This is a genomic window from Virgibacillus sp. GM2-2, assembly GCF_055329585.1.
On the sequence record NZ_JBUZWC010000013.1, the window covers coordinates 36,274 to 49,407 of the forward strand.

At 41.2% G+C, this 13,134-nt stretch carries 13 protein-coding genes; all 13 read right to left on the bottom strand.

What is annotated here, in order from left to right:
- Position 1: 1 nt before the first annotated feature.
- Positions 2-1,246 carry a phosphoribosylamine--glycine ligase gene (gene purD / locus ACY9Z2_RS14240; RefSeq protein WP_463610320.1) on the bottom strand — a complete coding sequence of 415 codons (1,245 nt, stop codon included), beginning with the start codon at positions 1,244-1,246 and terminating at the stop codon, positions 2-4.
- 294 nt (positions 1,247-1,540) lie between these two features.
- Positions 1,541-3,073, bottom strand: a complete 1,533-nt coding sequence (gene purH, locus ACY9Z2_RS14245) for a bifunctional phosphoribosylaminoimidazolecarboxamide formyltransferase/IMP cyclohydrolase (RefSeq protein WP_463610321.1) — start codon at positions 3,071-3,073, stop codon at positions 1,541-1,543.
- Between the two features lie 17 nt (positions 3,074-3,090).
- A complete protein-coding gene (gene purN / locus ACY9Z2_RS14250) occupies positions 3,091-3,663 on the bottom strand; it encodes a phosphoribosylglycinamide formyltransferase (protein WP_463610322.1) in 573 nt (190 codons plus the stop codon).
- Complete coding sequence (gene purM / locus ACY9Z2_RS14255) at positions 3,656-4,678, bottom strand: phosphoribosylformylglycinamidine cyclo-ligase (RefSeq protein ID WP_463610323.1); 1,023 nt, start codon at positions 4,676-4,678, stop codon at positions 3,656-3,658. The genes purN and purM overlap by 8 nt, the downstream gene beginning before the upstream one ends.
- 40 nt (positions 4,679-4,718) lie before the next feature.
- Complete coding sequence (locus ACY9Z2_RS14260) at positions 4,719-4,970, bottom strand: hypothetical protein (protein ID WP_463610324.1); 252 nt, start codon at positions 4,968-4,970, stop codon at positions 4,719-4,721.
- Positions 4,971-4,984: 14 nt separating this feature from the next.
- Complete coding sequence (gene purF, locus ACY9Z2_RS14265; RefSeq protein WP_463610325.1) at positions 4,985-6,394, bottom strand: amidophosphoribosyltransferase; 1,410 nt, start codon at positions 6,392-6,394, stop codon at positions 4,985-4,987.
- Entirely contained in the window at positions 6,370-8,598 is a 2,229-nt protein-coding gene (gene purL, locus ACY9Z2_RS14270) for a phosphoribosylformylglycinamidine synthase subunit PurL (RefSeq protein WP_463610326.1), read from the bottom strand. Before purL ends, purF begins: the two co-directional genes overlap by 25 nt.
- Positions 8,582-9,265, bottom strand: a complete 684-nt coding sequence (gene purQ, locus ACY9Z2_RS14275; RefSeq protein ID WP_463610327.1) for a phosphoribosylformylglycinamidine synthase subunit PurQ — start codon at positions 9,263-9,265, stop codon at positions 8,582-8,584. The genes purL and purQ overlap by 17 nt, the downstream gene beginning before the upstream one ends.
- Complete coding sequence (gene purS, locus ACY9Z2_RS14280) at positions 9,262-9,513, bottom strand: phosphoribosylformylglycinamidine synthase subunit PurS (RefSeq protein WP_463610328.1); 252 nt, start codon at positions 9,511-9,513, stop codon at positions 9,262-9,264. The genes purQ and purS overlap by 4 nt, the downstream gene beginning before the upstream one ends.
- Entirely contained in the window at positions 9,510-10,223 is a 714-nt protein-coding gene (gene purC / locus ACY9Z2_RS14285) for a phosphoribosylaminoimidazolesuccinocarboxamide synthase (RefSeq protein WP_463610329.1), read from the bottom strand. Before purC ends, purS begins: the two co-directional genes overlap by 4 nt.
- A 10-nt stretch (positions 10,224-10,233) precedes the next feature.
- Entirely contained in the window at positions 10,234-11,529 is a 1,296-nt protein-coding gene (gene purB / locus ACY9Z2_RS14290) for an adenylosuccinate lyase (protein WP_463610330.1), read from the bottom strand.
- Positions 11,526-12,656: a 5-(carboxyamino)imidazole ribonucleotide synthase gene (purK, locus tag ACY9Z2_RS14295; RefSeq protein ID WP_463610331.1), complete on the bottom strand. Its 1,131-nt coding sequence runs from the start codon at positions 12,654-12,656 to the stop codon at positions 11,526-11,528. Before purK ends, purB begins: the two co-directional genes overlap by 4 nt.
- Entirely contained in the window at positions 12,643-13,134 is a 492-nt protein-coding gene (gene purE / locus ACY9Z2_RS14300; protein ID WP_463610332.1) for a 5-(carboxyamino)imidazole ribonucleotide mutase, read from the bottom strand. The genes purK and purE overlap by 14 nt, the downstream gene beginning before the upstream one ends.

Here is a 13,134-nt window from a genome sequence, read left to right on the forward strand (position 1 = left end):
TTTAGATATCCGTGCGGTAGAAAAAACCATTTGTGTTCTCAAACGATTGTTCTAATGTCTGGTAAACTTCTTTTGCTGCTAGTTCTTTTCTAGATTCTACTGCCCCTACTAATAGCACGCGTCCCCCGTCTGAAACTAACTGGTTACCTACTATCTTGGTTCCAGCATGAACAATGTACGCACTTTTTGAAGCTGTTACATCTGGTAATGGAACTTCTTTACTGTAAGAGCCTGGATATCCATTTGATGCTACAACTACGCCTACAGCGGATAAATCCTCATGCCACTTCAATTTTGGATCCTTTCCGTCTAGCACATCTTGGAAGACTTGCAACAAATCGTTCTCAAGTAATGGAAGTACAACCTGGGTTTCCGGATCACCGAATCGGGTGTTAAATTCAATTACTTTTGGACCATCCTCTGTTTGCATAAGTCCAGCATATAAAATTCCGGTAAAAGGTCTACCCTCATTCATCATACCGTTAGCAGCCTTTTGTAAGATTTCGTTTTTGGCATAATTGGCAATATCCGAAGAAATATCAGCAACCGGCGCAAATGCACCCATACCACCAGTATTTGGTCCTTCATCATTATTAAACGCGCGCTTATGATCACGAGCGGGAATCATTGGATAAACGTTTTTTTCATGAACAAATGCCATTAAAGAAAACTCTTTACCTATTAAACATTCTTCAATAACAATTGTATTACCTGCCTCGGCAAACGCCTTATTAATAAGCATGTCATCGACAGCTTCGAGCGCAACCTCAACTGTTTCAGCTACGACAACGCCTTTACCAGCAGCTAGTCCATCTGCTTTGATAACAATTGGCGCACCTTGTTCTTGGATGTATTCTTTAGCAGCTTTTGCATCGGTGAAAGAGGCATATTTTGCTGTAGGAATGTCATATTTTTGCATGAACTCTTTGGCGAAACGTTTACTACCTTCTAATAGTGCTGCTTCCTTGGTAGGAGCAAATACGCGAAGCCCTTCTGCTTGAAAGCGGTCTGCTATGCCATCTAAAAGTGGATTCTCTGGGCCTACTACGGTTAAGTCGATCTGATTTTCTTTTGCAAAACTTATTAATTGATCGATCTCTGTTTCGTTTATCCCTATACATGAGGCATGTTCCGCAATACCGCCGTTACCAGGTGCAGCGTAAAGTTGATTAATACGGTCATTTTCTGCTAGCTTCATAATGATACTATGCTCACGTCCACCTTTTCCGATAACAAGTACGTTCATTTGCTCACTCCTTTGAATCTTTTCATTTTCACTTGATGGAATTAACGGCTGGCTTGTATTTTAGTGAAATCGGCTTGTATTTTTTTAATTCCGCTTGTATTTCGCAAATCTCGCCAGTATTTTCTCGAACTCGGCTTGTATTTTCGGAATCAGGACAGTATTTCCCTCAAATTCGTGTGAAAATCACGCAGTAGGTAGATAATCCCGCGCGATAATCAGTACATTCGCGCAATAACTAGGTTAACGCGCGTTTCATCAGTATTGTGGCGCGATTTCCTGCTCCACATATATAAATTAATGTTTAAAGTGTCGCATTCCTGTGTAAACCATAGCAATGCCGTGTTGATCACATACATCAATCGAATCTTGATCACGCTTCGATCCACCAGGTTGAATAATCGCAGTAACTCCAGCCTTCACTGCTGCTTCCACTGTATCTGGCATAGGGAAAAATGCATCTGATGCCAACACTGCCCCATCAGCTTTTCCTTCAGCCTGTTCGATAGCGATCGTTGCAGCGCCAATGCGATTCATTTGTCCAGCTCCGATTCCAACAGTTTGGTTATCTTTTGCCAACACAATGGCGTTTGATTTCACATGCTTAACCGCTCGCCAAGCGAACAACAAATCAGCCACTTCTCTTTCCGTTGGTTTACGATCGGTCGGATACGTCCAATCACGTTGTTCGGTTGCACCATTGTCCTGTTCCTGCACAAGCATACCGCCATTGACACTTGTTATTTTTTTCGAAGGTGTGTCACTCGATTTCATGGACACTTCCAATAGACGTATATTTTTCTTTTTTGTCAAAACATCTAAAGCTTCCTGTGTAAATGCTGGTGCTAAAACAATTTCTAGGAAAATTTCACTTAAAAGCTTTGCTGTTTCGACATCAACCGGACGATTACAAGCAACAATCCCTCCAAAGATCGATATGGAATCAGCTTCATATGCTTTTTCAAACGCATTTTTAATGGACTCACTAACTCCTATACCACAAGGATTCATATGCTTTACTGCAACCGCTGTAGGTTCTGTATACTCAGCGATAATTTCCAACGCTGCGTTCGCATCTTGAATATTGTTGTAGGATAGTTCCTTACCGTGTAATTGATTGGCATTTGCTAAACTAAATGAAGAAGCTTTATGACTCTTGTAAAATGCTGCTTGTTGATGAGGATTTTCTCCGTAACGTAATGATTGAACTTTTTCATACGTAACGGAATATGTATCAGGAAACTCGTCACCGATTTGTTCATTAAAATAGCCTGCAATTAATGCATCATAATTCGCTGTATGACGAAAAACTTTCGCAGCAAGCTCACGACGCTTATTTTCGTCCAACTGATCATTTTCTAGAGCAATTAACACATCATCGTAATCTGCAGGATCAACAACTACTGTAACATTTGAGAAATTTTTTGCAGCTGCACGTAGCATGGTCGGACCACCAATGTCGATGTTTTCGATTTTATCTCGATCAGTAGTGTTTTCGTTAGCTAATGTTTCTTTAAAGGGATATAAGTTTACAACAACCAAATCGATTGGGGTAATGCTGTGATTATCCAATTGATCTTGGTGTTTGTCATTAATTCGATCAGCTAGTAATCCACCATGAATATATGGATGGAGGGTTTTCACACGACCATCTAGAATTTCTGGAAATCCAGTAACATCCTCGACAGCACTCGCTTCAATTCCAGCTTCCCGTATTGTTTTCAACGTTCCACCAGTTGAGATTATTTCGTAGTCAAGCTCTGCTAATTTTTTCGCAAAGTCTTGAATATTTTCTTTGTTAGAAACACTAATTAGAGCACGCTTCGCCATGAAAAAACTCCTCACTTTTATCGATTTAGTACATGCTTAATAACTTTTGGATATAAACGGTGTTCAATTTCTTGAATTCGTTGCTTTAATGTCTCTTCCGTATCGTTTGGTAGCACTTCTAAAGCTTCCTGGTCAATGATCGGTCCAGTATCAACGCCTTCATCGATATAATGTATCGTTACCCCTGTAGTGTGAACCTTCGCTCGAAAAGCTTGACCAATTGCGTCTAACCCCGGAAAAGCTGGAAGTAATGAAGGGTGAATGTTAATAATCGACCCCTCATATGCCTTTAGCAGTGTTGGACCAATTATTCGCATGTAGCCAGCTAAAAAGATCCACTCAATACCCGAATCACGCAATGCAGAGACAATTTCTTGTTCATATGCTTCCTTTGATGAGAAAGCTTTCGGATTGATGACACATGTTTGTACATGATAATGTGCGGCTTTTTCAATCACTTTTGCCCCAGGTTTGTCGCAGACGAGTAAAACAATCTCACAGCCCAGTTCATTTTGTTTGTTCGCTTCCATGATTGCTTGAAAGTTGCTGCCGGCTCCTGATGCGAAGACAGCTGCTTTTACCTTAGTCATTTATAAAACGAACTCCTTCTTGATCTGTTACAGTACCAATAACAACTGCAGCTTCACCATTATCTTGTAAAATATCGATCGCTAGATCAACTTTTTCTTTTTCGATAACTACTGCCATGCCAATCCCCATATTAAACACACCGAACATGTCCTGATCTGAAATATTTCCATGCTTTTGCAGGAATGTGAAAATCGCAGGTGCATTCCAGCTTGATCTGTTAATCTCTACACCTAATCCCTCTGGTAGCATGCGTGGAATGTTTTCATAAAAACCTCCACCAGTTATGTGTGAAACACCTTTTATTTCTATTGATTGAGTTAGTTTTTGGATTGGCTTTGCATATATTTTGGTTGGCTCAAGTAATGTATCACCGAGTGAGTGTGATAGACTTTCGTACTTATCGTTTAGATCAAGTTCTGCCACAATTTTACGTACGAGCGAGTAGCCATTAGAATGAATACCACTTGAAGGCAGTCCAATCACAACATCACCAGCTTTAATATGTTCACCAGTAATCAGCTTGGATTTTTCGACAATCCCTACTGCAAAGCCAGCCACATCGTACTCGTTATCCTGATACATACCAGGCATTTCAGCTGTCTCGCCACCAATCAAAGCGGCACCAGCATCAACACAGCCATTTGCAACTCCAGCAACAATTTGCTCAATCATTTCAGGGTTATTTTTCCCACATGCAATATAATCAAGGAAAAATAATGGCTGTGCACCTTGTGCAACGATGTCATTCACACACATTGCCACTAAGTCTTTTCCAATCGTGTCATGCTTATTAAGCTGGAACGCTAGCTTTAATTTCGTACCAACACCGTCAGTTCCTGAAACAAGTACCGGTTCCTTGTAGCTAAATCCAGTTAAATCAAATAAACCAGCGAACCCGCCAACACCGCCAAGCACTTCTTTTCTATTTGTTTTGGCAATATGCTTTTTCATTAAGTCGACCGCTTGATAGCCTTTTTCTACGTCGACCCCCGCTTCTCTATATGCATCTGACATGTTGGACCCACCCTTTTATTTGATAAAATTTTTGTTTGGCTCATAAAATTTTAATTTGGATCGTATTTACTACGATTCGGATCGTAATTCTGAAATCTGGATCATAAACCCAATTTTGCAACCCAAGCCGCCAACGCATCAAAATCGGTTGAACGTTACCGCCGGCCAGTATTTTCGTGAATTCGGCTTGTATTTTATTAAAATCCGCTTTTATTTTACATATCTCGCCAGTAATTTGCGGATCTGGCTTGTATGCGCACCAACCTGGCCAGTATTTCCATCTATTTGCCAATTTCGAGCCACAAATTACAGCTTTGTATACAAAATTTCCTCTTGTCCCTTTTCTTTCACTGGATATTTCCCAGTAAAACACGCGGTACAAATGCCCTGACCAGGCAATTCTTCTCGGACAATCGCGCGCTTAAGTCCTTCTTCCGATAAATACGCTATACTATCTGCACCGATAATTTCTGCGATTTCATCCAAGGTATTATTTGCCGCGATTAATTCGTCACGCGTGGACATATCAATCCCGTAATAGCATGGATGCTGAAGTGAAGGTGAAGCAATTCGTACATGTACTTCGGCAGCACCCGCTTCCTTCAACATACGCACGATACGGCGACTAGTCGTTCCCCGGACAATGGAATCGTCAATCATGACTACCCGTTTTCCTTCGACAATTCCACGGACAGGTGATAGCTTCATTTTTACACCTTGTTCGCGCAACTCTTGAGAAGGCTGGATAAACGTGCGTCCTACGTATCTATTTTTAATAATTCCCATTTCATATGGAAGACCAGTTTCCTCTGCATATCCAATCGCAGCCGAAATACTAGAATCTGGTACTCCAGTAACGACGTCCGCATCGACAGCTGCTTCGCGCGCTAGCTCGACTCCCATTTTTTTACGGGACGCATGCACATTAACGCGATTTATATCACTGTCTGGTCTTGAAAGATAAACATATTCCATCGCACACATCGTGCGTGGCTCTTCTTCATGAAATTTTCTAGAGCGAATACCATCGTTATTAATGATAACAAGTTCGCCGGGCTCCACTTCACGCTCAAACGTTGCACCGACCAAGTCAAACGCACATGTTTCTGATGCTGCAACATAGCTTTCTCCCAATCTACCAATTGATAGTGGACGTAATCCGCGGGGATCTGCTGCTAGATACATCGTGTCTTCTTCTAGAATGACATATGCGTACGCACCTACTAAACTTTGAAAAGCATCAATCATGGCGTCTTCAAAATTTTCTTTCTTGCTACGCTTGATTAAATGTGCCAAAACTTCCGTATCAGAAGAAGTTTGCAAAATACTACCTTCCTGCTCAAGTTCTCCTCGCAGTCTGTGTGCGTTCATGATGTTTCCGTTATGAGCAAGCGCAAGACTTCCCTTTTGCGAACGGAATAACAATGGCTGCACATTCGCAATACCACCATCACCTTGGGTTGCATAACGGACATGACCGATTGCTGCATGTCCTTGAAGCTCAGCAAAATCGGCATTTTTAAACACATCGTTGACAAGTCCTAATTCTTTATGCAATTTAAGCTTATTTCCATCACTCGTTACCACACCTGCACCATCTTGACCGCGGTGCTGTAATGCGTGCAATCCGTAATACGTGATTTCTGCTGCTTTTTCATGACCCCATATTCCAAAAACGCCACACTCTTCGTTTATGCCTTTGATTTCAGCAAGCATGGAATAGCTCCTTTCCATAGTGAATGAAGTGATTCTACTTGTTCATCCATAACCTGTTCACCATTTGACTTTACAACCAACCGGCCATTGTCAGTTACTACACCAATTTGCTTTGCATCTTTTACAAAATCTTCAAATCTAGCTTTGTTCTCTGGATTCACGGAAACGATAAATCTAGATTGTGTCTCGCTAAACAGTGCAATGGTAGCATCACCTTCAATCGAAACATCAGCGCCAAACGCTTGATCAGAAAACACGCTTTCAGCAAGTCCTACACCAAGTCCACCCTCTGCTACGTCATGAGCAGATACAACTAATCCTGCACGGATCGCTGCTAACAATTGATTTTGGCGTGCTTTTTCCACTTTCAAATCAATGCTTGGTGCTTTACCTGAGTACTTCCCATCGACCACATTTTGCAATTCGCTTCCACCAAACTCTGCTCTTGTTTCACCGATCACATAAATCAAGTCACCTTCGTTTTGGAAATAGCTTGGTGTCAGGTGATCAAGTGACTCAACTAGACCAACCATGCCAACAATCGGTGTTGGAAAAATTGCTTTACCTTTTGATTGGTTATATAGTGAAACGTTTCCACTAATAACTGGTGTTTCGAGCAATTCACATGCACTGCTCATGCCTTCTACACTCTTTTCCATTTGCCAAAAAACTTCCGGATTTGTTGGGTTACCAAAATTCAAACCATCCGTTAAACCAAGTGGACGCGCCCCTGAACAAATGATGTTACGTGCAGCTTCTGCTACCGCAATCTTTCCTCCAGTTTCTGGATCTAAATAAATGTAACGGGAATTACAATCGGTTGTAATCGCTAACGCCTTGTTTGTGCCTTTCACACGGACAACTGCTGCATCTGAACCAGGCGCTACAACCGTATTGGTTTGCACCATGGAATCGTATTGATCATAGACATATTCTTTGCTAGCAATTGTTGGTTGTTGCAGTAGTCGTTTTAACATATCCGCATGATCTGTCACGGTTGGAACAACATCAGCCTGCTTTTGAAAATCTTGAAAATAAACCGCTTCTTTCGATGGCATGTTGTAAACAGGCGCTTCCTCAGCCAACGCATCAACTGGAATATCTGCTACCATTTGCCCATGCTGCTTCAAGCGGAATGTTTTCTCCTCGATTACTTCCCCAACTGCAACAGCCTTCAGTCCATATTTTTCAAAAATATCAATGATTTCTTGTTCCTGTCCTTTTTTAGCAACCAACAACATACGCTCTTGTGATTCCGAAAGCATTAACTCATATGCGTTCATGTTTTGTTCACGTTGCGGTACAAGATCTAGGTTCATTTCCATACCTGTTCCAGCTTTACTTGCCATTTCACTTGCGGACGATGTAAGTCCTGCGGCACCCATATCCTGGATACCAACAAGTGCGTCACATTGAATGACTTCTAAACACGCTTCAATTAATAGTTTTTCCATAAACGGATCACCAACTTGAACAGCTGGACGGTCTTTATTTGAATCCTCAGCCAAATCATCTGAGGCAAATGTTGCACCATGAATTCCGTCACGGCCAGTTGCTGCACCAGCATAAATGACGGTGTTTCCTACACCTGCAGCGATACCTTTTTGAATATCCTTATGATCGATTAATCCGACACACATTGCGTTGACTAGTGGGTTGCCTTCATAGCTATCATCGAATTGAACCTCGCCACCAACCGTTGGAACACCTACGCAGTTTCCGTATCCAGCAATTCCGTGAACAACCTCTTTAAAAAGATACTTCACACGCTCTGAAGTTAAATTTCCAAAACGAAGCGAGTTCATCATCGCGATCGGACGAGCACCCATGGAGAACACATCACGAATGATTCCGCCAACGCCAGTTGCTGCACCTTGGTATGGTTCAACAGCTGAAGGATGGTTATGACTTTCAATCTTGAATACTACCGCCTGCTCATCGCCGATATCGATGATTCCAGCACCTTCCCCTGGTCCTTGTAGCACATGCGGAGCTTTTGTCGGAAACTTACGTAATAACGGCTTCGATGTTTTGTAGCTACAATGCTCTGACCACATTACTGAAAAAATTCCCGTTTCCGTGAAATTTGGACGGCGATTAAGTATCTTCTTGATCATGCCATATTCGTCATCACTTAATCCCATGTCTTGATACATTTTGTCTGTTTCAATTTGCTCTGGGTTGATTTCATGCGTTAACAACATGTGTTTCCCTCCAATTTTTCACGATCGATTGAAAAAGCTTTACTCCGTCATCACTTCCAAGAAGCGATTCCACTGCGCGCTCTGGATGTGGCATCATACCAAGAACGCTTCCTTCTTTATTCATAATTCCTGCAATATCTGCCACAGAGCCATTCGGATTATTTTCGTATGTGAAAACAATTTGATTGTTAGCCTGTAATTCTTTTAATGTATCTTCATCGCAAAAATAATTTCCTTCGCCATGTGCAATCGGGTAACGAACAACAGCGTCATTCTCATATTGATTGGTAAACATTGTATTATTGTTCATCACACGTAAAGGTTCCTGATGACACATAAATGCTAGATTTTTGTTTCGTAGAATCGCACCTGGTAGAAGTCCTGCTTCCAATAAAATTTGGAATCCGTTACAAACACCTAAAACTGGCTTTCCTTTTGCTGCATGTTCTTTGATTTGTTGCATAATAGAAGACGTTGCAGCGACTGATCCTGAGCGTAAGTAATCGCCATACGAGAATCCACCAGGCAATAGAATTGCATCATAGTTTTCTAGATTACTATTTTCATACCAAACGAGATCTGTATCTTCCCCGACAACTTCTTTTACTGCGTGATACATATCACGATCACAGTTCGAACCTGGAAAAACGATTACGGCAAACTTCACGATTGAACAGCCTCCTCCACATCAAAACGAAAATCTTCAATTACTGGATTAGCAAGTAGTTGATCACACATTGCCTTGATTCGTGCATCCAGATCTTCTTTATCATCAACCTGTAATTCAATAAATTTACCAACACGAGCCTCTTGTACTTCTTCATAGCCTAATGAATGTAGGGAATTTTGAATCGCTTTCCCTTGAGGATCAAGTACACCTTGTTTTAATGTGATATAAACGGTTACCTTTTTCATGATCTTGCCTCCAGTCGATGTAATATTTCTTTATAAACGTGAAGTAAATCGCCTAAATCCTGACGAAAAACATCTTTATCCATTTTTTCCTGCGTTTCACGATCCCAGAGTCTACAGGTATCTGGTGAAATTTCATCCGATAGTACAATTCTGCCATCCTTCAAGCGCCCAAACTCAAGTTTGAAATCTACGAGTGTTAAGTTAATTTCGTTGAATAGCTTTTGCAAAACGGTATTAATCGTTAAAGCCATTTCTTTAATTTCGTCCAGCTCCAAACGAGTTGCATCGGATAGAATTAATGCATGTTCATCATTAATAAGTGGATCGCCTAAGGCATCATCCTTATAAAAAAGTTCAACAAGTGGTGGGGTGATAGGCGTTTTTTCCTTAATCCCCAAACGCTTCGTAATACTCCCCGCAGCGATATTTCGTACAACCACTTCCAGTGGGATAATCGTAGTCTCGTTAACTAGTTGTTCGGTATCATTTAACTTCTCGATAAAATGGGACTCCATGTTTTGTTCGGAAAGGTAATGAAAAATATACGAGGAAATTTCGTTGTTTAATCGGCCTTTCCCCTCAAAGCTATCTTTTTTTACTCCGTTAAATGCTGTTGCATCGTTTTTGTACGATAGAACGAGCTGATCTTGCTTATCTTTTACACGAAAAACCTTTTTTGCTTTTCCTTCATACATCAATTCAGCCTTCATTAACTTCACCTCACGAAAGTCCAATTCGTTCAAAAATTTGATCTACATTTTTCAAATGGTACGTATAGTCAAAGCAATCATCTATCTCTTCCTTCGATAGCATGCTTGTAAATCGTTCGTCATTTTCGATTAGTTCTCTAAAGTGTGTTTCCGTTTCCCACGCCTTCATAGCAGTTGGCTGAACAATATCGTACGCTTCCTCGCGCGCCATGCCTTTTGTAATCAATGAAAGCAATACACGTTGTGAGAAAATAACGCCATGTGTACGGTCGATATTACGTTTCATGTTTTCTGGGAATACCGTTAAGTTTTTCACGATGTTTGAAAAACGGTTTAACATATAATTCAATGCGATTGTTGCATCTGGTAAAATAACGCGTTCAGCTGATGAATGTGAAATATCGCGCTCATGCCATAACGCTACGTTTTCGTAAGACGTCATCATGTAACCACGAAGGACACGTGCCATTCCTGTCATATTTTCTGAACCAATTGGGTTGCGTTTATGCGGCATTGCTGACGATCCCTTTTGACCTTTTGCAAAAAATTCTTCAACCTCGCGTGTTTCAGTCTTTTGTAAACCACGAATTTCTGTTGCAAACTTTTCAATTGATGTACCAATTAGCGCTAGTGTAGACACATAGTCTGCATGACGGTCACGCTGCAATGTTTGTGTAGAAACAGGAGCAGGTGAAAGACCAAGTTTTTCACATACATATTTCTCAACGAACGGATCAATGTTTGCATACGTTCCAACCGCACCGGATAATTTCCCAAATTCAATACCTTTTGCTGCACTCTCAAAGCGCTCAAGGTTACGTTTCATTTCCTCGTACCACAATGCAAGCTTCAATCCAAAAGTAGTTGGCTCTGCATGAACACCGTGCGTACGTCCCATCATAACCGTATGTTTATGTTCGATTGCCTTGTCTTTTAATATTTCCACAAACCTTGTTAGGTCAGTGCGAATAATTTCATTCGCCTGTTTGATTAAATAAGAAAGTGCTGTATCCACAACATCTGTTGACGTTAATCCGTAATGCACCCATTTCCGTTCATCACCTAACGTTTCAGAAACTGCACGGGTGAAGGCTATCACATCGTGTCGTGTTTCTTGTTCAATTTCGTAAATACGATTAATATCGAAAGAAGCATTCTCGCGTAGTTTCTTCACGTCTTCCGCAGGGATAATACCTAGCTCGCTCCATGCCTCACATGCTAATATCTCAACTTCAAGCCATGCTTTAAACTTATTTTCCTCCGTCCAAATACTACCCATTTCTTCTCTTGTGTAACGTTCAATCATGATTGTTCCCCCTCATAGGATTTCACTTGTTGTTTTACGTCTTCGATTGTTTCTGCGATAAATGTTATATGTCCCATTTTACGTTTTTCTTTTACTGCATCTTTTCCATATAGGTGAATAAATCCATCAGTTGACGTTGCCATATGTTGAAGCGCCTGCTCCATATTCTCGCCTAAAATATTGACCATAACCGTCGGTTGGAGCAATTCCACCTTTGTTAATGGAAGCCCACATATAGCCCGGATGTGCTGTCCAAATTGCGAAATGTTACACGCTTCAATCGTATAATGACCCGAGTTGTGCGGCCGTGGTGCCATTTCATTTAAGTAAATCTCCTCACCATGTACAAACATCTCAATCGCAAATGTTCCAACGATATTCATTTTTTCTGCCAGTTTAATTGTGGCATCGATTGCTTTCTGATTAACAACATTGCTAATTGTTGCCGGCACAGTCGTTTGATAGAGAATATGATGCTTATGATCATTTTCACCGATTGGGAAAAATTCTATTTCACCGTTTTGTGCTCGTGTGAATACAACCGAAATTTCCTTGTCAAAAGCTACCCACTCTTCGATAATGCAATGTTTATTTTTCTCGGCAAACGCGATTGCTTCCTCTGCATCGGCTTCATTTGATAGTTTAATCTGACCCTTGCCATCGTATCCGCCTCGACACGTTTTAATTACCGCCGGATAAGTTACTTTTTCCAGGGCATCCCTGCATTCTTCACCATTCTTCACGATGAAAAATTCCGGAACTGGAAGATCAGCCTCACGCATCATCGTTTTTTCTTTTTCACGGTTTTGTGTTACCTCTAACGCTAGTGCGCCTTGTGGTAATTTGCCTTTTTTTTCAATGTACGTCGCCGCTTCCAAATCAACATTTTCAAATTCGTACGTGATGACGTCACTTTGTTGCGTCAATTTTTCAATCGCGGCCATGTCGTCATATGCTGCAGTAATATGGAAATCCGCAACCTGAGCAGTTGGACAATTTGGTGTTGGATCAAGAACAGCAACCTGATAGCCCATATATTTTGCCGCAATAGCCATCATTCTTCCTAACTGTCCTCCGCCGATAATTCCGATTGTTTTTGGTGGTAAGATGATGTTATTTTTTTGCAAGATCAACCCTCATTTCTTCAACACTAGCTAGCATATTTTCACGATACGTTGTTAAGCGATCTGCTATCTTATGGTCAAAAGCTCCAATCATTTGTGCGGAAAGCAGACCAGCATTTTTTGCACCTGATTTTCCGATCGCAACCGTAGCAGTAGGAACACCGCCAGGCATTTGAACGATTGACAATAAAGAATCTAAGCCATTTAAAGCCTTGCTTTGAACAGGAACACCAATCACAGGAAGTGTTGTCTGTGAAGCTACCATTCCCGGTAAGTGCGCTGCACCTCCAGCTCCAGCAATAATTACTTTCAATCCACGTTCACGCGCACTTTTTGCATAATTGAACATTTCATCTGGTGTACGGTGCGCCGAAATAACATCCTTTTCGTAAGGGATTTCTAATTCATCTAGTACATCACACGTATGTTTCATCGTTTCCCAGTCAGAAATACTCCCCATAATAACTCCAACCAATGTCAT